This is a genomic window from Cedecea sp. NFIX57 (assembly GCF_900177785.1).
Lineage (GTDB): Bacteria > Pseudomonadota > Gammaproteobacteria > Enterobacterales > Enterobacteriaceae > Cedecea > Cedecea neteri_C.
Window position 1 is genome coordinate 62,537 of sequence record NZ_FXAS01000015.1, and the last position, 20,084, is coordinate 82,620.

The 20,084-nt window shown below is 54.0% G+C and carries 21 protein-coding genes; 16 read left to right on the forward strand and 5 right to left on the reverse strand.

What is annotated here, in order from left to right; translation table 11 throughout:
* The first annotated feature begins 67 nt into the window (after positions 1-67).
* The gene (gene flgK, locus B9Y90_RS14545; RefSeq protein WP_039291866.1) at positions 68-1,723 is read left to right on the forward strand and encodes a flagellar hook-associated protein FlgK; all 1,656 of its coding nucleotides are present in this window, start codon (positions 68-70) and stop codon (positions 1,721-1,723) included.
* Between the two features lie 14 nt (positions 1,724-1,737).
* Complete coding sequence (gene flgL / locus B9Y90_RS14550) at positions 1,738-2,706, forward strand: flagellar hook-associated protein FlgL (RefSeq protein ID WP_039291869.1); 969 nt, start codon at positions 1,738-1,740, stop codon at positions 2,704-2,706.
* 87 nt (positions 2,707-2,793) lie between these two features.
* Here flgL and B9Y90_RS14555 read toward each other — a convergent pair whose 3' ends face one another.
* From B9Y90_RS14555 to rne, 4 genes are all read right to left on the reverse strand, one after another.
* Positions 2,794-2,976, reverse strand: coding sequence for a DUF1869 domain-containing protein (locus B9Y90_RS14555; RefSeq protein ID WP_008453480.1), 183 nt, complete (start codon positions 2,974-2,976; stop codon positions 2,794-2,796).
* Positions 2,976-3,332, reverse strand: coding sequence for a TehB family protein (locus B9Y90_RS14560; RefSeq protein WP_085541643.1), 357 nt, complete (start codon positions 3,330-3,332; stop codon positions 2,976-2,978). The genes B9Y90_RS14555 and B9Y90_RS14560 overlap by 1 nt, the downstream gene beginning before the upstream one ends.
* Positions 3,333-3,351: 19 nt before the next feature.
* Entirely contained in the window at positions 3,352-3,678 is a 327-nt protein-coding gene (locus B9Y90_RS14565) for a TehB family protein (protein ID WP_085541644.1), read from the reverse strand.
* Between the two features lie 175 nt (positions 3,679-3,853).
* Positions 3,854-7,081 carry a ribonuclease E gene (gene rne / locus B9Y90_RS14570; RefSeq protein ID WP_085541645.1) on the reverse strand — a complete coding sequence of 1,076 codons (3,228 nt, stop codon included), beginning with the start codon at positions 7,079-7,081 and terminating at the stop codon, positions 3,854-3,856.
* 569 nt (positions 7,082-7,650) lie between these two features.
* Between rne and rluC the strand changes: the two genes are divergently transcribed.
* Positions 7,651-8,604, forward strand: coding sequence for a 23S rRNA pseudouridine(955/2504/2580) synthase RluC (gene rluC / locus B9Y90_RS14580; RefSeq protein ID WP_176227869.1), 954 nt, complete (start codon positions 7,651-7,653; stop codon positions 8,602-8,604).
* 34 nt (positions 8,605-8,638) lie between these two features.
* On the opposite strand, the gene B9Y90_RS14585 is transcribed toward rluC, so the two are convergent.
* The gene (locus B9Y90_RS14585) at positions 8,639-9,223 is read right to left on the reverse strand and encodes a Maf family protein (RefSeq protein ID WP_039291879.1); all 585 of its coding nucleotides are present in this window, start codon (positions 9,221-9,223) and stop codon (positions 8,639-8,641) included.
* 232 nt (positions 9,224-9,455) lie between these two features.
* Between B9Y90_RS14585 and yceD the strand changes: the two genes are divergently transcribed.
* The 13 genes from yceD to B9Y90_RS14650 all read left to right on the forward strand — a co-directional run bounded on the left by yceD (position 9,456) and on the right by B9Y90_RS14650 (position 19,967).
* The gene (yceD, locus tag B9Y90_RS14590) at positions 9,456-9,977 is read left to right on the forward strand and encodes a 23S rRNA accumulation protein YceD (protein WP_039291882.1); all 522 of its coding nucleotides are present in this window, start codon (positions 9,456-9,458) and stop codon (positions 9,975-9,977) included.
* 16 nt (positions 9,978-9,993) lie between these two features.
* Positions 9,994-10,164 (forward strand): 50S ribosomal protein L32, encoded by a 171-nt coding sequence (rpmF, locus tag B9Y90_RS14595; protein ID WP_016535856.1) that lies wholly within the window; start codon positions 9,994-9,996, stop codon positions 10,162-10,164.
* 12 nt (positions 10,165-10,176) lie between these two features.
* Entirely contained in the window at positions 10,177-11,211 is a 1,035-nt protein-coding gene (gene plsX, locus B9Y90_RS14600) for a phosphate acyltransferase PlsX (protein ID WP_072279078.1), read from the forward strand.
* 6 nt (positions 11,212-11,217) lie between these two features.
* Positions 11,218-12,171, forward strand: a complete 954-nt coding sequence (locus tag B9Y90_RS14605) for a beta-ketoacyl-ACP synthase III (protein ID WP_085541646.1) — start codon at positions 11,218-11,220, stop codon at positions 12,169-12,171.
* Positions 12,172-12,188: 17 nt separating this feature from the next.
* On the forward strand, positions 12,189-13,118 hold the full coding sequence (fabD, locus tag B9Y90_RS14610) for an ACP S-malonyltransferase (RefSeq protein WP_039291892.1): 930 nt from the start codon (positions 12,189-12,191) through the stop codon (positions 13,116-13,118).
* A 13-nt stretch (positions 13,119-13,131) separates the two neighbouring features.
* Positions 13,132-13,866, forward strand: coding sequence for a 3-oxoacyl-ACP reductase FabG (gene fabG / locus B9Y90_RS14615; RefSeq protein ID WP_008453466.1), 735 nt, complete (start codon positions 13,132-13,134; stop codon positions 13,864-13,866).
* Between the two features lie 154 nt (positions 13,867-14,020).
* Positions 14,021-14,257 (forward strand): acyl carrier protein, encoded by a 237-nt coding sequence (gene acpP / locus B9Y90_RS14620; RefSeq protein WP_004157115.1) that lies wholly within the window; start codon positions 14,021-14,023, stop codon positions 14,255-14,257.
* Positions 14,258-14,342: 85 nt separating this feature from the next.
* Complete coding sequence (fabF, locus tag B9Y90_RS14625; protein WP_071842725.1) at positions 14,343-15,584, forward strand: beta-ketoacyl-ACP synthase II; 1,242 nt, start codon at positions 14,343-14,345, stop codon at positions 15,582-15,584.
* Between the two features lie 109 nt (positions 15,585-15,693).
* Complete coding sequence (gene pabC, locus B9Y90_RS14630; protein WP_085541647.1) at positions 15,694-16,494, forward strand: aminodeoxychorismate lyase; 801 nt, start codon at positions 15,694-15,696, stop codon at positions 16,492-16,494.
* 10 nt (positions 16,495-16,504) lie between these two features.
* Positions 16,505-17,527, forward strand: a complete 1,023-nt coding sequence (gene yceG, locus B9Y90_RS14635) for a cell division protein YceG (RefSeq protein ID WP_085541648.1) — start codon at positions 16,505-16,507, stop codon at positions 17,525-17,527.
* A complete protein-coding gene (gene tmk, locus B9Y90_RS14640; RefSeq protein ID WP_085541649.1) occupies positions 17,517-18,158 on the forward strand; it encodes a dTMP kinase in 642 nt (213 codons plus the stop codon). Before yceG ends, tmk begins: the two co-directional genes overlap by 11 nt.
* Positions 18,155-19,162, forward strand: coding sequence for a DNA polymerase III subunit delta' (holB, locus tag B9Y90_RS14645; protein WP_085541650.1), 1,008 nt, complete (start codon positions 18,155-18,157; stop codon positions 19,160-19,162). Before tmk ends, holB begins: the two co-directional genes overlap by 4 nt.
* A gap of 10 nt (positions 19,163-19,172) precedes the next feature.
* Positions 19,173-19,967 carry a metal-dependent hydrolase gene (locus B9Y90_RS14650; RefSeq protein ID WP_039291933.1) on the forward strand — a complete coding sequence of 265 codons (795 nt, stop codon included), beginning with the start codon at positions 19,173-19,175 and terminating at the stop codon, positions 19,965-19,967.
* Positions 19,968-20,084: the final 117 nt, after the last annotated feature.

A 20,084-nucleotide genomic window follows, 5' to 3' on the forward strand; every position in this document is an offset into this window, starting at 1 on the left:
AAGTCCCGTGGCCTGCTGCCGATAATAGGTAGCAGAACCTTTGACCACACGCTATCAAGGAACCTTCATGTCCAATAGCCTGATTAACAGCGCCATGAGTGGCCTGAGTGCTGCCCAGGCGGCATTAAGCACCGTCGGCAATAACATTTCTAACTATAACGTAAGCGGTTATACCCGCCAGACGACGATTCTGTCCCAGTCAAAAAGCACCCTGACCGGGGGCGGCTATATTGGCAACGGCGTGTATGTTAACGGCGTGCAGCGTGAGTACGACTCCTTTATTACTAACCAGCTGCGTGCGGCCCAAACGCAAAGCAGTGGGCTGACAACTCAGTACCAGCAGATGTCAAAAATTGACAATATTCTGTCCGGGACGACCAACTCGCTGTCAAAAACCATGCAGGATTTCTTCTCTGGCCTGCAGACCCTGACCAGTAATGCTCAGGATCCGGCGGCTCGTCAGGCGCTGTTGGGCAAAGCTGATGGCCTGGTAAACCAGTTTAAGGTCACTGACCAGTACCTGCGCGACCAGGACAAACAGGTTAACCTTTCTATCAGCAGCAGCGTGGACCAAATCAATACCTACGCTAAGCAAATTGCGAACCTGAACGACCAGATTTCCCGCCTGAAAGGTGTAGGCGCTGGTTCAGCGCCGAATGACCTGCTTGATCAGCGCGACCAGCTGGTTAGCCAGCTAAATCAGATCGTTGGCGTAGATGTCAGCGTGCAGGATGGTGGCACTTATAACGTGTCTATCGGCAATGGTATTACTCTGGTGCAGGGCGACACGGCTAACCAACTGGCGGCCGTTAACTCTAGCGCAGATCCTTCCCGTACGACGGTGGCCTTTGTGGACCCGATCGCCGGTAAAGTGGAAATTCCAGAAAGCCAGCTGAACACCGGTTCTCTGGGCGGATTGTTCACCTTCCGTACTCAGGATTTAGACAGCGCCCGTAACCGCCTGGGCCAGATGGCACAAGCCTTTGCCACCGCAATGAACAGCCAGCATACCCAGGGCTATGATGCCAACGGTGATAAAGGAACCGATATGTTTACTATCGGTGGCCCAACCGTAGTGAGCAACAGCCGCAATACCAGCGGCACGCAGCTCACTGCCACCACCACCGACAGCAAGCAGATTCAGGCCAGCGATTACAAGGTTGAGTTTGTGGGTGGAAACTGGAAAGTGACCCGTCTGTCTGACAACGCCAATATTAATCCCGGCACGACAACGGACGCAGGCGGCAACGTGAGCCTGAACTTTGACGGGCTGAAAGTTGGCGTGAGCGGCACCCCCGCCAACAACGAAAGTTTCACCGTTAAACCGGTATCCGACGCGGTGGTGAACATGAGCCTGGCTGTGAAAGATGAGGCGAAACTGGCGCTGGCAAGCGATCCTACTTCAGGCAAGAGCGATAACCGTAACGCCCAGGCCATGCTGGATCTGCAAAATTCCAAGCAGGTCGAAGGCAACAAATCGTTCAACGATGCGTATGCCACTCTGGTCAGCGATGTGGGTAACAAAACCGCAAGCCTGAAAGTAACCAGCACAACTCAGGGGAACGTGGTGACGCAGCTAACCAAGCAGCAGCAATCTATCTCGGGAGTTAGCCTCGATGAAGAGTATGGCAACCTGCAGCGTTACCAGCAGTACTACATGGCTAACGCCCAGGTCCTTCAGACTGCATCAACGCTGTTTGATGCGTTGCTGAACATTCGCTAACGGGAGCCAGCGTCATGCGTATCAGTACCCAAATGCTATATGACCAGAACATGCGCGGCATTAGTGACGCGCAGAGTTTATGGCTGAGTTATGGCGAGCAGATGAGCACCGGTAACCGCGTTAACCGGCCATCAGACGACCCTATCGCAGCGTCTCAGGCAGTGGTGCTTTCTCAGGCCCAGTCCATGAATGACCAGTACAAACTGGCGCGTACTTTTGCGACCCAGAAGGTTTCGCTGGAAGAGAGCGTTTTGCAGCAAACGGTCTCTTCAATACAAAGCGCCCAGGAGAAAGTTGTTTATGCTGCCAGCAGCGGAACGCTGAGTGATGACGACCGTGCCTCACTGGCAACCGATCTCGAAGGTATCCGTAACCAAATATTGAACCTGGCCAACAGCACCGACGGGAATGGCCGTTATATTTTCGCTGGTTATAAAACAGAGGCGGCGCCGTTTACCGGTGGGGCAGGTAGCATCACCTATCAGGGCGGAACGATTCCGATTACCCAGCAGGTTGACACCGCCAGGACTATGACGATTGGCCATACCGGCAATGATGTTTTCAATCGCATCTCCAGTAACGCCACGCCGGAACCCGATGGTTCACCGAGCGAGACTAACATCTTTAATATGCTGGACTCAGCTATCGCAGCCTTGAAAACGCCAACGGCCGGATTGGACGACGCAGGTAAGAAAGCTCTTGATGCGGCTGTCGCAAAAACAAACCGTGGCCTGAGCAATGCCCTGAGCAATGTGTCCACCGTGCGCGCTGAGTTAGGTACCCAGCTCAATGAGCTGAGCAAACTGGATGACCTGGGCAGTGAGCGGGCGCTGGCGCAAACTGACCAAATGAGCCAACTGGTGGGCGCCGACTATACGGCAACCGTCTCTAACTATGTCCAGCAGCAGGCTGCGCTCCAGGCTTCTTATAAAGTCTTCACTGATTTGCAAGGCATGTCACTGTTCCAGCTTAATAGCCGATAGCCTTCAACGTTTTGGGCGCGTTATGAAACTGAACGCGCTTTATATGCCCGCTTCCGCACCCCGGAGCGGGCTTTTTTTGTATAAATTTCACCAGCCGCAAACTTCGTGCTCGTCTTCCGTGTCATAGGCGCGGACGGTATTGACCAGCTCTTTGACCACTTCGGCGGCGACGTCCGGGATCAGGAGCGTCATTGGCGTTTCGGTTTCATAGTCAACCGAGACGCCGTTGCTGTTGTTGGTGACGCTGACGGTATAGGTTGCTTTGCCCATCATGAGTGCCTCTGGCTGTTGACCACTTTACCCAGGCCGGTGCCTTCCAGCTTCGCTTCAGGAGAGGCGAAGAAATCGATATTGAAATAAGTGTCATCGGTCAGAAGCTCAATGCGGTGCCACTTCTGCGGCGGGGAAATAGCAAAGGATCCGGCCTCAATAATGATTTCCACGTCGGGAACCGTGGCGTCGGCGTCGGGAAAACCAAAATATTTCACCGCGCCTTGCATGACGGAGAGGCGACCAAAAACGCCGGCTTTGGTGTTGTGGTGGGTAAATAAAGCGGCAGGAGCGGTCTCTTTCGTCCAGAACGGCGTGGCGCGGGTATGTAGATAGTTTTTGGGAATAGTCAGCATAATAAGATTCCTTCTTGCATTACATTGAGCGGAGCACTTCTGGGGCGACAAAAAAATCGATGTTGAAGACTGCATCCTCGGTGATTAGCTCGAGGTGATGCCATTTCTCAGGTGGAAATACGCCGAAGTGGCCCGCTTCAACGATCAGTTCTGTTTCTGGCTCGGGCGTGGTGGCATCGGCATAGCCCAGGTAGCGAACCTTGCCTTGCATGACGCTGAGGCGAGGGTAAACGCCGGGGCGAGTACCTTTATCGAGATGCCGCTGAAACAGGCCTGCGGGAGCAGAGTCTTTATCCCAGAAGGGAGAAGAGCGGGTATGAATGCAGTTTTGCGGTATAGGGAGCATGTTACGTTTCTCCTCAATAAATCCTGCAAGTATTACATCATACAATTGATGGTTGTTTTTATCATAAGGTGCATTTTAAATACATCTTATTGATTGACGCTTATCTCACTTTTTGGCCCGTTCAGGGCAATAAAAAAGCCGGTCAAGTGACCGGCTTTTTACTTAGCGCTGGAAATTACTCCACGCTTTGTGGGCGAGTGGCTGGTGCCGTGGCCTGATGGCTGGCGCTATGACCGCCGGCAGAGCCTTTCCCGCTGAAGCCAAAGTCCGGGCGAACCCAGTCGCTTTGGCGCGGTGCTTCCGGAGTATATTCCGGAGCTGGGGCACGGGTCATTGGCGCTGTAGCGTGCTTAGCGACAGCAGATGATTCGGTGTTAACCGCTGGTGTTACAGGCGCGGTTTCTACCACTGGCACTGCGTCCACTACAGGTTTTACCTCTTCAACAGCTGCAACCGGCGCTTCTTCAACCGCTGGAGCTTCTGCAGCCACCGGCGCTGGTTCACTGGCTTCTGCAACCACTTGAACAGTTTCTTGCTCGGCAGGCGTAACGTGTTCCACGATCTCTGCGACAGGCGCTTCATCCACTGCGGCAACCGGCTGCGGCTCTTCAGCCACCGGGGCTTCAATCACTTCTGGATGGGCTGTTTCCACCACGGCAGCTTCAACAACGGTTTCCACCGCTTTCACCGGCTCGATAACCTGAGTTTCTTCAACAGGGGCAACGGCTTCTACTGCTGCAGCCTCAGCCACGTTGACGTGCTGAACGTCTTCGTGAGCCTGGAAGGCCTCTTCCTGAACAAGCTGATCCTGTGGACGAGCAACAGGGTAAGTGATGAACACTTTCCCGGATGCCAGCTCTGGAGAGGCACAGGCCGCAGCCAGTGGCATTGGAGATACCGCCGGGTAACGCTCATCACGATAGCGACGGCGACGCTGGCCGCTGACGCGCAGGTGACGAGGGGAGCGACGTGAACGGCGCGGCATACCGGCAGTTTCGCGGTTTTCACCGTTTTCATCCTGTTGCTCTGCATTCACCGGGGTTTCTACAACCGCCGGCAGCGCAATCGGTGCCTGCTCGATGCTGGTCTGTGCAACCTGAGTTTCTTCCACAGCAGCGGTATCGGCAGACTCGAAGCGAACTTTCTGGTTCAGCTGACGCGGCTTACGGCGCTGCATAACCTGAGTACGTTCTTCCTGCTCGGCATCCTGTTCAACAACGTTGTCCTGCTGCAGCGCTTTGACTTCCTGCTGTGCCTGACGTTTCTCATCAGAGCGACGGCGGTTACGCTCGCGACGTGGCTGTTGCTCGTCACGGGACTTCTGCTGTTTTTCAGCATTGTCAACGGCTGTTACAGCGTTCTGGCGAACTTCGCGGGACTCCGAGTTCTGCTGCTGACCGTTACGACGGTTACGACGATTGTCGTCACGACCTTCGCGCGGTTCGCGAGCTTCACGGGTTTCATTGTTGCGGTCGTCGCGGTTATTACGATTGTCGCGATCGCGGTTGTTACGATCACCGCGTTCATTACGATCGCCACGATCGCGGCGGTTGTTCTGACGGCGGTTATTGTTACGACGATCCTGACGCTGGGCATCAGAGCCAGTTGCTTTTTCTTCCTTCACTTCTTTCACTTCAGCAGCAGCGCTGTCGCCGGCGAAGAGTTTTTTCAGTGCAGAGAAGAAGCGGCTAACCAGACCTGGCTGTGCCGCGGTATCTGCTTTTAGCTGAGCGGCTGGTTTCGCTGCGACAACAGCAGGTTTCTCCGCCGTGGTTTCCTGTGGCGCAGGTGGTACTTCTGGCATCACAAAGGTGGCCAGAGCAGGCTGCTCAGGGCGCTTACGCTCGGTGTACTCTTCGTCGGATGGCACCGCCATCTCTTCTTCATGCAGCTTAGGCAGCATGTAGCTCAGAGTCTGCGTTTCTTCGCCTTTACGTACGCGCAGTACGGAGTAGTGCGGGGTTTCCATCTGATCGTTTGGCACGATAATCGCGCGCACACCGCCCTGGCGTTTTTCAATGGCGCTTACCGCATCACGTTTTTCGTTCAGCAGGTAAGAGGCAATCGGCACTGGGACGATGGCGTGAACTTCTTTGGTGTTCTCCTTCAGCGCTTCTTCTTCAATCAGGCGCAGAATGGAGAGCGACAGGGATTCGTTATCACGAATGGTGCCGGTGCCGCTGCAGCGAGGGCAGACGTGGTGACTGGACTCGCCAAGGGACGGGCTCAGACGCTGGCGTGACATTTCCAGCAGGCCAAAACGTGAGATATGGCTGATCTGGATACGTGCCCTGTCCTGGCGAACGGCTTCACGCAGGCGGTTTTCAACCGCGCGCTGGTGGCGAACCGGCGTCATGTCGATGAAGTCGATAACGATCAGGCCGCCAAGGTCACGCAGGCGCAGCTGACGGGCAATTTCATCGGCCGCTTCAAGGTTAGTGTTGAAAGCGGTTTCTTCGATATCGCCGCCGCGGGTTGCACGCGCGGAGTTGATGTCGATGGCGGTCAGGGCTTCGGTGGTATCGATAACGATAGAGCCACCGGACGGCAGACGGACTTCACGCTGGAAGGCGGACTCAATCTGCGACTCAATCTGGTAGTGGCTGAACAGCGGAATTTCACCGGTGTAGAGCTTAATTTTGCTGCTGAAATCCGGGCGGCCCAGGGCGGCAATGTGCTGGCGAGCCAGCTCAAGTACTTTCGGGTTATCGATCAGGATTTCGCCGATGTCCTGGCGCAGGTAATCGCGGAAGGCGCGGACGATAACGTTGCTCTCCTGGTGAATCAGGAAAGGAGCAGGGCGGTTCTCAGCGGCCTTCTGAATGGCTTCCCAGTGCTTAAGACGGAAACTCAGATCCCACTGCAGCGCTTCGGCAGACTTGCCCACGCCTGCGGTACGTACGATAAGACCCATACCGTCTGGCAGTTCAAGGGAAGAAAGCGCTTCTTTTAATTCAGTACGGTCATCACCTTCGATACGACGAGAAATGCCACCGGCGCGAGGGTTGTTTGGCATCAGCACCAGATAGCTGCCCGCAAGGCTGATAAAGGTGGTTAAGGCCGCGCCTTTGTTGCCACGCTCTTCTTTATCAATCTGGACGATCACTTCCTGGCCTTCGCGCAGAACGTCTTTGATGTTCGGGCGACCGTGGGAAGAGTAGTTCGAAGGGAAGTATTCGCGAGCGATTTCTTTCAGAGGAAGGAAACCGTGTCTTTCTGCGCCATAATCAACAAACGCCGCTTCCAGACTTGGTTCAATACGGGTGATTTTGCCTTTATAGATGTTTGCTTTTTTCTGTTCGTGTCCTGGGCTTTCAATATCCAGATCGTACAGACGTTGCCCATCTACAAGGGCGACACGCAACTCTTCTTGCTGAGTTGCGTTAATTAACATTCTTTTCATCGTAACTTACTCATTATTCTTACATTGGCGACAGAGCTGCGGGCATGGTGACGCTAACCGGGAGTGAACCGATGGCCTCGTGACTAAACGCGTGTCGCCAACCTCACGGTTGTCGTTTGCTGAGAGGCGCAAAGTGTCGGTTGCCTGTATTTCATACGGAAATACAGCGCAATTATCGTGGGAATAACCTTAGAATATTTCTTAAGAGTTGATTCCATATTACCGGTCAGGCTGCAACCCGCAGCCCGCTAACTGCCTGAAAGTACAATACGTCTTACGCCATTGCTGCGTGGATGGACGTTCAGGCAAAATGGGTATTCCGCAAACTTTCTTGTTCTAACAAGATTCAACACGGAAAACCGCAACATTATTCCACTGCTAACCTTGTTATAGCAAGATGACTTTTGCTATTAACGTCCCGTTTCTTACAGTTTTTTAACCGCTATTTTAACCTTGCCACAAACGGCATGAAAAAAGGCGGTCTGGACGGTTTAAAACAGAACAGATTGTCAGTTAAGCACATAAAAATGAGTGGCGCTATGCGCCAGGGCTATTTAGAATCGCCGACCATGAAAACAGAGACTCCATCAGTAAAAATCGTTGCAATTTCGGCCGATGAGGCCGGGCAGCGTATCGACAACTTTTTGCTCGCCCGTCTAAAAGGCGTGCCAAAAAGCATGATTTATCGCATCGTCCGCAAGGGCGAGGTGCGGGTGAACAAAAAACGCATCAAGCCAGAATACAAACTGGAAGCGGGCGATGAAGTACGCATTCCGCCGGTGCGCGTTGCCGAGCGTGAGGAAGAGGCCGTTTCTCCGCATTTGCAAAAAGTTGCTGCGCTTACCGATGTCATTCTTTATGAAGATGACCATATTCTGGTACTCAATAAGCCTTCCGGGACTGCGGTTCACGGTGGCAGCGGCCTGAGCTTTGGGGTGATTGAAGGTCTGCGCGCTCTGCGTCCGGAAGCCCGTTTCCTTGAGCTTGTGCATCGCCTTGACCGCGATACTTCCGGCGTTTTGCTGGTTGCTAAAAAACGCTCTGCGCTGCGCTCCCTTCATGAGCAGCTGCGCGATAAAGGCATGCAGAAGGATTACCTTGCGCTGGTGCGCGGGCAATGGCAGTCGCACGTAAAAGTCGTGCAGGCGCCGTTGCTGAAAAATATTCTGCAGAGCGGCGAGCGCATCGTAAGAGTGAATAACGAAGGTAAGCCTTCCGAGACTCGCTTCAAGGTTGAAGAACGCTACGAGTTCGCTACGCTGGTTCGCTGCAGCCCTGTCACCGGGCGCACGCACCAAATTCGTGTGCATACTCTGCACGCAGGTCACCCGATTGCCTTTGACGATCGTTATGGCGACCGTGAGTTTGATAAGCAGCTTGCGGGTACCGGGCTGAATCGTCTGTTCCTGCACGCTGCTGCGCTGAAGTTTACCCATCCGAACACCGGGGAAGTGATTCGCATCGAAGCGCCGCTGGACGATCAGTTAAAGCGCTGCTTGCAGGTTTTACGCAACGCCAAATAAAGAAAAATGCTCCGCGTTGACGGAGCATTTTTTATTAGGCCATAAGCGGGTTACAGTCTTCGTTGCGCAGCATTTCACACAAACTGATGAGCGGTAGCCCGATTAGCGTGTTCGGATCTTTTCCTTCCAGCCTTTCAAACAGCGTGATGCCCAACCCTTCGCTTTTAAAACTCCCTGCACAATTGAGTGGCTGCTCTTTTTGCACGTAGCGGCGAATTTCATCCTCCGTCAAATGACGAAAATGAACGTCAAAAGGTTCACACTGCGTTTGTAGCTGCCCGTTGGCCGAATTATACAGAGCCAGTCCGGTATAAAAGGTCACGATAGTCCCCCGGGCCAGCAATAGCTGCTGCACGGCATTTTCTTCCGTGTGCGGTTTTCCCGCTATTTGGTTATTCAGAACGCAAACCTGATCGGAGCCGATAATGAGGTGATCCGGAAAGCGTTCTCTTAAGGCTTGTGCTTTGGCCTGAGCCAGGCGAGTCACTAAGTGTCGTGCATCTTCCCCTGCGAGCGGTGTCTCATCGACTTCCGGAGCGGCTGTAATAAAAGGCATGCCAAGTTTTTCAAGCAGGCTGCGGCGGAAAGGGGAGGTGGAAGCCAGAACAATCGGTTTCATATTTTTTTCATTAAAGATAGCGAATTGGATGAAGGCATTTTAAACTGTGCCACCGCAATGTGTGCGAATATACCCGTCATATTTTAAGCCGCAGAGGTGTTACCTGCGCTCACTTACCTGAGCCGGGCGGCTGTCTGCAACTTAAACTATTTAGGGTAGAAATGGCAAAAGGCGCTGTTTCCAGGCCTTTTTCTTTGACTCTATGACGTTACAAAGTTAATATGCGCGCCCTATGCAAAAGGTAAAATTACCCCTGACTCTTGATCCGGTTCGTACGGCTCAAAAACGCCTTGATTATGAAGGAGTGTATGCTTCCGATCAGGTTGAGCGTATCGCCGAGTCTGTAGTCAGTGTGGATACTGATGTAGAATGCTCCATGAGATTCGCTATCGATAACCAGCGCCTCGCGGTCTTGACCGGCGATGCAAAGGTCACGGTAACGCTCGAATGCCAGCGTTGCGGGAAACCGTTTGAACATCATGTTCACACAACGTATTGTTTCAGTCCGGTCCGCTCTGACGAACAGGCTGAAGCACTCCCGGAAGCGTATGAGCCGATTGAGGTTAACGAATTCGGTGAAATCGATCTGCGGGCGCTGGTAGAAGATGAAGTTATCCTCTCCCTGCCTGTGGTTCCGGTGCATGATTCTGAACACTGTGAAGTGTCCGAGGCGGACATGGTCTTTGGTGAACTGCCTCCAGAGGCGGAAAAACCAAACCCATTTGCCGTATTAGCCAGTTTAAAGCGTAAGTAATTGAGGAGTAAGGTCCATGGCCGTACAACAGAATAAACCAACCCGTTCCAAACGTGGCATGCGTCGTTCCCATGACGCGCTGACCACCACCACCCTGTCCGTGGACAAAGTTTCTGGCGAAACTCATCTGCGTCACCACATCACTGCCGACGGTTTCTACCGCGGCCGCAAGGTTATCGCTAAGTAATCTGGCGCAACCTTGAGACGTCTAACCCTAGCGTTAGATGCCATGGGTGGGGACTTCGGTCCTTCCGTGACAGTGCCTGCAGCTTTGCAGGCACTGGACTCTAACTCTTCGCTTAATCTTCTTTTAGTCGGCAATCCCGACGCAATCACGCCATTACTTGCCAAAGCTGATTTCGAGCAACGCTCGCGTCTGCAGATTATTCCTGCGGAATCGGTTATTGCCAGTGATGCCAGACCTTCTCAGGCGATCCGTGCCAGTCGAGGGTCGTCAATGCGCGTTGCACTGGAGCTGGTTAAAGAAGGGCGAGCCGAAGCCTGTATCAGTGCCGGAAATACTGGCGCGCTGATGGGGCTTGCGAAATTACTGCTCAAGCCTATAGACGGGATTGAGCGCCCGGCGCTGATGACGGTATTACCTCATCAGCAAAAAGGTAAAACGGTGGTGCTTGACCTCGGGGCCAACGTTGACTGCGACAGCACGATGCTGGTGCAGTTTGCCATTATGGGGTCCGTGATGGCAGAAGAGGTGCTGGGTATTCCTCGTCCGCGCGTTGCGCTGCTGAATATCGGCGAAGAAGAGACTAAGGGGCTGGACAGCATCCGCGATGCCTCTGCATTATTAAAAACAATGCCTTCAATGAACTATATTGGATACCTTGAGGCTAATGAATTGCTCACCGGCAAGACGGATGTTCTGGTCTGTGACGGTTTTGTCGGCAACGTCACACTCAAGACGATGGAAGGTGTTGTCAGAATGTTCCTTTCACTGCTCAAATCGCAGGGGGAAGGAAAAAAAAGGTCGTGGTGGCTGATTATATTGAAGAAGTGGCTACAAAAGCGCCTGACACGGCGATTCAGTCACCTCAACCCCGACCAGTATAATGGCGCCTGTCTGTTAGGATTGCGCGGCACTGTGATCAAGAGTCACGGTGCGGCCAATCAGCGAGCGTTTGCTGTCGCGATTGAACAGGCAGTGCAGGCGGTGCGGCGGCAAGTTCCCACCAGAATTGCTGCCCGCCTGGAATCTGTATTACCCAAGAGTGACTGAGCGTAAATGCATACGAAGATTATTGGTACCGGCAGCTTCCTGCCTGAACAAGTGCGTACTAACGCTGACCTGGAAAAAATGGTTGATACGACTGACGAGTGGATTGTCACCCGTACAGGTATCCGTGAGCGCCGAATTGCGAGCCCGAATGAAACCGTTTCAACCATGGGTTATGAAGCTGCGCTTCATGCACTGGACATGGCTGGCATTGATAAAAATGACATCGGCCTGATTGTTGTAGCGACAACCTCTTCCACGCACGCTTTCCCAAGCGCGGCTTGCCAAATTCAGGCGATGCTGGGAATTAAAGGTTGCCCGGCGTTTGATGTGGCGGCGGCATGCGCAGGCTTTACCTACGCGTTAAGCATTGCCGATCAGTACGTGAAGTCTGGCGCAGTGAAAAATGCGCTGGTTATCGGGGCCGATGTGCTGGCACGCACCTGCGATCCTGAAGATCGCAGTACCATTATTATTTTTGGCGACGGCGCGGGTGCCGTTGTACTAGGGGCGTCTGAAGAACCAGGTATCATTTCTACCCATCTGCATGCAGACGGTAGTTATGGCGATCTGTTGACGCTGCCGAACGTCGATCGCGTGAATCCTGAAAATTCAGTTCACCTGACGATGGCCGGGAACGAAGTGTTTAAAGTCGCGGTGACCGAGCTGGCTCATATCGTCGACGAAACCCTGGCTGCGAACAACCTCGATCGCACGGCGCTCGACTGGCTGGTACCGCATCAGGCTAACCTGCGCATCATCAGCGCGACCGCGAAGAAGCTCGGTATGCCGATGGATAATGTTGTCGTGACCCTGGATCGTCATGGCAACACCTCTGCTGCATCCGTCCCTGCTGCGTTGGATGAAGCGGTACGTGATGGCCGTATTAAACGCGGTCAACTGGTGCTGCTGGAAGCGTTCGGTGGCGGCTTCACCTGGGGCTCTGCACTGGTTCGTTTTTGATTAAAGGAATTTTCGACATGACGCAATTTGCTATGGTGTTTCCGGGACAGGGTTCCCAGTCCGTTGGCATGCTGGCCGATCTCGCGGCAAGCTATCCGGTGATTGAAGCCACGTTCCGCGAAGCCTCTGACGCGCTGGGCTACGACCTGTGGGCGCTGACGCAGCAAGGGCCAGCGGAAGAGCTGAACAAAACCTGGCAGACTCAGCCTGCACTGTTGACGGCTTCTGTCGCCCTGTGGCGCGTTTGGCAGCAGCAGGGTGGCAAAGCGCCTGCACTGTTAGCTGGCCACAGCTTAGGCGAGTATTCCGCGCTGGTTTGTGCCGGCGTGATTGATTTCGCCGATGCTGTTCGCTTGGTTGAGCTGCGCGGCAAGCTGATGCAGGATGCCGTTCCGGAAGGAACTGGCGCGATGTCTGCCATTATCGGTCTGGACGATGCTTCTATTGCAAAAGCCTGTGAAGAGTCAGCCCAGGGGCAGGTTGTCTCTCCGGTGAACTTTAACTCCCCGGGCCAGGTTGTGATCGCCGGTAACAAAGAAGCCGTTGAGCGTGCAGGCGCTGCGTGTAAAGCAGCGGGCGCAAAACGTGCGCTGCCATTGCCGGTTAGCGTGCCGTCCCACTGCGCACTGATGAAGCCTGCAGCGGATAAGCTGGCAGTGGCTCTGGAAAACATCACCTTTAACACACCGGCAATTCCGGTCGTGAACAACGTTGACGTGAAGTGTGAAACTGCGGCAGACGCTATCCGCAGCGCGCTGGTACGTCAGCTCTATAGCCCGGTCCAGTGGACGAAATCCGTGGAATTTATGGCGGCGCAGGGCGTTTCCCAGCTGCTGGAAGTGGGCCCAGGTAAAGTATTGACCGGGCTGACCAAACGTATTGTTGACACCATGACGGCAACGGCCATTAATGAGCCTGCAACGCTGTCAGCGGCGCTTGAACAATAAAACGAGGAAAACCATGAGTTTTGAAGGAAAAATTGCGCTGGTCACCGGCGCTAGCCGTGGTATCGGCCGCGCCATCGCAGAGACCTTAGTGGCTCGCGGGGCAAAAGTTATCGGGACTGCGACCAGCGAAAGTGGCGCGCAGGCCATCAGCGATTATCTGGGCGAAAACGGCAAAGGCTTCATGCTGAACGTGACCGACCCGGCTTCTATTGAAGCCGTGCTGGACAGCATTCGCAAAGAGTTTGGCGAAGTGGATATTCTGGTGAACAACGCCGGCATCACTCGTGATAACCTGCTGATGCGCATGAAAGAAGACGAATGGAACGACATTGTCGAAACCAATCTGTCATCTGTTTTCCGTCTGTCAAAAGCGGTAATGCGAGCTATGATGAAAAAGCGTCATGGGCGTATTATCACTATCGGTTCTGTGGTTGGTACCATGGGAAATGCTGGTCAGGCTAACTACGCTGCGGCGAAGGCTGGTTTGATTGGCTTCAGTAAATCGCTGGCGCGTGAAGTCGCGTCCCGCGGTATTACTGTGAACGTTGTTGCTCCGGGCTTTATTGAAACGGACATGACGCGTGCGCTCTCTGATGAACAGCGTGCGGGTATTCTGGCGCAGGTTCCTGCGGGTCGCTTAGGCGACGCAAATGAAATCGCCAGTGCTGTAGCATTTTTAGCCTCTGACGAAGCTGGGTACATCTCTGGTGAGACCCTGCACGTCAACGGCGGAATGTATATGGTTTAATCACGGTGAAAAATATTTGCGTTATTTGGGCGAATGCCCGCAAAATAGCGTAAAATCGTGGTTTGACCAGCCGGGATTTGGTTGCATCTTTTTCAACATTTTATACACTACGAAAACCATCGCGAAAGCGAGTTTTGATAGGAAATTTAAGAGTATGAGCACTATCGAAGAACGCGTTAAGAAAATCATTGGCGAACAACTGGGCGTTAAGCAAGAAGAAGTAGTGAACACCGCTTCCTTCGTTGAGGACCTGGGCGCTGATTCTCTTGACACCGTTGAGCTGGTAATGGCTCTGGAAGAAGAGTTTGATACTGAGATTCCGGACGAAGAAGCTGAGAAAATCACCACCGTTCAGGCTGCCATTGATTACATCAACGGCCACCAGGCGTAAGTGAACATCTCCAGGCGGTCATTCGACCGCCTGAGTTTTATCTGAATTGTCCCACTAGTATTTTTTCCCTCCCTGGAGGACAAACGTGTCTAAGCGTCGTGTAGTTGTGACCGGACTGGGCATGTTGTCTCCTGTCGGCAATACCGTAGAGTCTACCTGGAAAGCTCTCCTTGCCGGTCAGAGTGGCATCAGCCTGATCGACCATTTCGATACTAGCGCCTATGCAACGAAATTTGCTGGCTTAGTAAAGGATTTTAACTGTGAAGACATCATCTCGCGCAAAGATCAGCGCAAGATGGATGAATTCATTCAATATGGAATTGTTGCTGGCATTCAGGCCATGCAGGATTCTGGCCTCGAAGTAACGGAAGAAAATGCGAACCGCATCGGCGCTGCAATTGGCTCTGGTATCGGTGGCCTGACGCTGATTGAAGAGAACCACTCTTCTTTAGTTAATGGTGGCCCTCGTAAGATCAGCCCGTTCTTCGTGCCTTCAACGATCGTCAACATGGTAGCAGGTCACCTGACCATTATGCTGGGTCTGCGTGGTCCGAGCATTTCCATTGCCACGGCTTGTACCTCTGGCGTACACAATATTGGCCATGCAGCACGTATCATTGCCTATGGCGATGCAGACGCGATGCTGGCAGGTGGTGCAGAAAAAGCCAGTAGCCCGCTGGGCGTTGGTGGCTTTGGCGCGGCGCGCGCACTGTCTACTCGTAACGACAACCCGCAAGCGGCGAGCCGCCCGTGGGATAAAGATCGTGACGGCTTCGTACTGGGCGACGGCGCAGGCGTCATCGTACTGGAAGAGTATGAACACGCGAAAAAACGCGGCGCGAAAATTTATGCAGAAGTTGTTGGCTTTGGTATGAGCAGCGATGCCTACCACATGACTTCTCCACCAGAAAACGGCGCAGGTGCTGCGCTGGCGATGGAAAACGCACTGCGCGATGCAGGGATCTCCGCAGGGCAGGTTGGCTACGTCAACGCCCACGGCACCTCTACACCAGCAGGCGATAAAGCCGAAACGCAGGCGGTTAAGTCTATCTTTGGTGCTGATGCAAGCCGCGTGATGGTGAGCTCAACCAAATCGATGACCGGCCACCTGTTAGGTGCGGCGGGTGCGGTAGAATCTATCTACTCCATCCTTGCGCTGCGCGATCAGGCCGTGCCGCCAACCATCAACCTCGATAACCCGGATGTTGGCTGCGATCTGGATTTCGTGCCACACGAAGCACGTCAGGTGAGCGGTCTGGAGTACACCCTGTGTAACTCCTTCGGTTTCGGTGGTACCAACGGTTCGTTGATCTTCAAGAAGATCTAATCGTTTCGTAAAGGGCCCGCTTGCGGGCCCTTTTGCTGTTCAGAATTCCCCTCTTGTCGTTCACGAATGCCTCTGGCAACCTTACGCTTCCGTCTCCTGAGGAATCCTTATGTTTCTTATTAATGGTCAATGGCAGGAAACGCTACCGGCGAACGACCGGGCGATTCAGTTTGGTGACGGCTGCTTTACCACCTCCCGCGTTATTGATGGTGCAATATGTTTTCAGGCGGATCATCTTCACCGCCTGCAGCAAGCCTGCGAAGCATTAATGATAGGGCCGGTTGACTGGGCAGAACTCAACGATGAGATGAACATGCTCGCAGCCACTGAAACCAGTGCCGTACTCAAGGTGATTATTTCTCGCGGTGCCGGGGGGCGTGGCTACAGTGCGTCAAATTGCACACAGCCTACGCGAATACTCTCTCTTTCGCCTTACCCTGCCTTTTATTCCGCCTGGCGCGAGCAGGGGATCACACTGGCGCTCAGCCCGATAAAGTTAGGGATCAATCCTGCGCTGGCAGGCATTAAACATCTTAACCGGCTTGAACAGGTTCTTATTCGTACGCATCTTGAACAGACGGTGGCTCATGAGGCGCTGGTTCTTGACAGTCAGGGGAGCCTGGTGGAATGCTGTGCGGCTAATTTATTCTGGCGCAAAGGCGATGACGTTTATACGCCGCGTATTAACGGTGCGGGCGTGAATGGCACGATGCGTCAGCGCATTATTGCGTGCCTGGCTGATTCCTCCTGGCGGCTGCATGAGGTCAATGAAGGCCTGGAAACGCTGGCCGATGCGGATGAAGTCATCATTTGCAATGCGCTCATGCCGGTTGTACCGGTGAACCAGGCGCAGGACTGGCACTATACATCGCGTGAACTTTACTGTTTCTTAGCGCCACTTTGTGAGTAACCGATTACCGATGAAAAAAATGTTTCGTTTCTTTCTGGTTTTGCTGATTGTGCTTGGCATCGCCGCCGGTGCAGGCATGTGGAAAGTGCGCCAGCTGGCAAAAGCGCCGCTGCCCATTAAACAGGAAACCATTTTCACCCTGAAGCAGGGCACCGGACGTTTAGCTCTGGGCACCCAGCTTTATGAAGAAAAACTGATTACTCGCCCGCGAGTTTTCCAATGGTTGCTGCGCGTTGAACCGGAGCTGGCCAAATTTAAGGCGGGTACATACCGTCTTACTCCCGGAATGACAGTTACCGACATGCTCCGCCTGCTGGCCAGTGGGAAAGAGGCGCAGTTCCCGCTGCGCTTTGTGGAAGGTATGCGCCTGAGCGATTTACTCGAGCAGCTGCGAGATGCCCCATACATTCAGCACACGCTAAAAGACGACAGCTATTCGACCGTGGCGGAGGTGCTGAAATTTGAGCACCATGAATGGGTCGAGGGCTGGTTCTACCCGGACACCTGGATGTACACCGCCAACACCACAGATGTCGCTTTGCTTAAGCGTGTGCATCAAAAAATGGTTAAAGCTGTGGGTCAGGCCTGGGAAAGTAAAGTTGATGGTCTGCCTTACAAAACCGAAAATGATCTGGTGACGATGGCCTCGATCATTGAGAAAGAGACCGCGGTCGCCGCCGAGCGTGACCAGGTGGCCTCGGTCTTTATTAACCGCCTGCGTATTGGCATGCGCCTGCAGACTGACCCCACCGTTATCTACGGGATGGGGGACAGCTATAATGGTAAGCTCACTCGCAAAGATCTCGAGACGCCCACGCCGTATAACACTTACGTGATTAGCGGCCTGCCGCCAGGCCCGATTGCGGTGCCGAGTGAAGCGTCATTGCAGGCGGCTGCGCATCCGGCAAAAACGCCGTATCTCTATTTTGTTGCTGACGGCAAAGGTGGCCATACGTTTAGCACAAACCTCGCCAACCATAACAAAGCGGTGCAGGTGTATATCAAAGCTCTCAAGGATAAAAATGGACAGTAAATTTATCGTCATCGAAGGCCTGGAAGGCGCCGGGAAAACCAATGCCCATAATGTGGTCGTGGCGACCTTAAAAGAGCTGGGTATCAGCGAGCTGACGTTCACGCGTGAACCTGGCGGCACACCGCTTGCCGAGCGCCTGCGTGAGCTAACGCTCAACAATGCCGGGATCGGTGATGAGAAAGTAACGGATAAAGCCGAAGTGCTGATGTTCTACGCGGCGCGCATTCAACTGGTAGAGACGGTGATCAAACCGGCGCTGGTGCGTGGTAGCTGGGTCATTGGCGATCGCCACGATCTCTCCACTCAGGCCTATCAGGGTGGCGGACGTCAGATTGACCAGCAGTTATTGATGGCGCTGCGCAACACCGTGCTGGGTGACTTTTATCCTGACCTGACGATTTATCTCGACGTGACGCCTGAAGTGGGGCTGACCCGTGCCCGTGCCCGGGGCGAACTTGATCGTATCGAGCAGGAATCTATCGACTTCTTTAACCGTACGCGCGCGCGTTATCTGGAACTGGCAGGTCGCGATAGCCGCATTAAAACCATCGACGCCACTCAGCCGCTGGATGACGTTTCTCTGGCCGTGCGTGAAGCTGTACTCAGTTGGTTCCGGGAGCAGCAACAGTGAAATGGTATCCGTGGCTGCGCGGCGCGTTCGAGCAGCTTATCGGCCAGTATCAGGCGGGCCGTGGGCATCATGCGCTGCTGGTTCACGCGCTGCCGGGCCTGGGGGATGATGCTTTAATCTACGCCTTGTGCCGCTGGCTGATGTGCCAAAGTCCGGAAGGCAATAAAAGCTGCGGTCATTGCCACAGCTGCCAGCTGATGCAGGCGGGTACGCACCCTGACAGCTACTCCCTTGAAGTAGAAAAAGGCAAATCCAGCCTCGGGATTGATGCCGTGCGCGACATCACCGAAAAGCTTTACGGCCACGCTCAGCAGGGCGGGGCAAAAGTTGTCTGGCTTAAAGATGCCGATTTGCTCACCGAAGCTGCGGCGAACGCGCTGCTGAAAACGCTGGAAGAGCCGCCAAAAAATACCTGGTTCTTTCTGAGCAGCCGCGAACCTGCTCACCTGCCCGCGACGCTTCGCAGCCGCTGCCTTTACTGGCACCTTGCGCCACCGGACGAACGTTTTGCTCTGGCATGGCTGGGGCGCGAAATAACGGCCTCTGCAGAAGAGCTTCAGGCGGCGCTGCGGCTTAGTTCCGGGGCACCTGCCGCAGCGCTGGCTCTTTTGCAGCCCGAGCAGTGGAAGGCCCGCCAGCAGCTTTGCGAGAAGCTGACTCAGGCAGGGGAGGCGAACAACATGCTGGCGCTTTTGCCTGCATTAAATCATGAGGATGCTGCCCGCCGCGTCCACTGGCTTTGCGCGCTGCTGGTTGATGCCCTCAAGTGGCAGCAAGGGGCAGGGGCATGGCTCACCAACGCGGATGTGCAGCCGCTGGTGGCAAGCCTTGGCGGACGCTACTCTCCGGGCGTGTTACAAAGCCTGCTTCACCACTGGTTCACCTGCCGCGATGCTTTACTTAACGTAGTCGGCGTTAACCGCGAGCTTCTGCTCACGGAAAGCCTTCTTACGTGGGAGCGTCTGGCTCAGCCAGGCGCACTGCTTCACTCACATCATCTCTAAGAGTATTACTATGTTTCTGGTCGACTCACACTGCCATCTCGATGGCCTGGATTATCAATCCCTGCATAAAAACGTCGATGACGTTCTGGAAAAAGCGGCCGCCAGGGACGTGAAGTTTTGCCTGGCTGTGGCGACTACCCTTGAGGGTTATCGGGGAATGCGTGAGCTGGTGGGGGAGCGTAACAACGTGGCCTTCTCGTGTGGCGTACATCCGCTGAACCAGGACGAAGAGTACGACGTTGAAGAGCTGCGCCGCCTGGCCGCCGAACCCGGCGTTATCGCGATGGGGGAAACCGGGCTGGATTACTTCTATACGCCGGAAACAAAACCGCGCCAGCAGGAATCTTTCCGTAACCATATCCGCATTGGCCGCGAACTGAACAAGCCGGTGATCGTCCACACACGTGATGCCCGCGCCGATACGCTGAGCATTCTGCAGGAAGAAAAAGTGACAGAGTGCGGCGGGGTACTACACTGTTTCACGGAAGACAGAGAAACGGCGGGTAAACTGCTGGATATGGGGTTTTACATCTCTTTTTCCGGGATAGTGACCTTCCGGAATGCCGAGCAGCTGCGTGACGCCGCGCGTTATGTCCCGCTGGACAGAATGCTGGTGGAAACAGACTCCCCGTATCTTGCACCAGTGCCACATCGCGGGAAAGAAAACCAGCCGGCCATGACGCGTGATGTTGCCGAATATATGGCCGTACTGAAGGGCGTTTCGCTGGAAGAACTGGCTATTGCCACCACGCAGAACTTTGCTGATTTGTTCCACGTCCCCTTATCCCGCCTGCAATCTCTCTGAAATTCATAGTTATTTTAAAGCTCGTAATTAATAGCCTAAGCGAGTAAAGTGCACCGCCATAAAATGAGCGGTGCACGCTCGTTTTGAACTATTTGTACGCGTGTTATGTAAATTAAT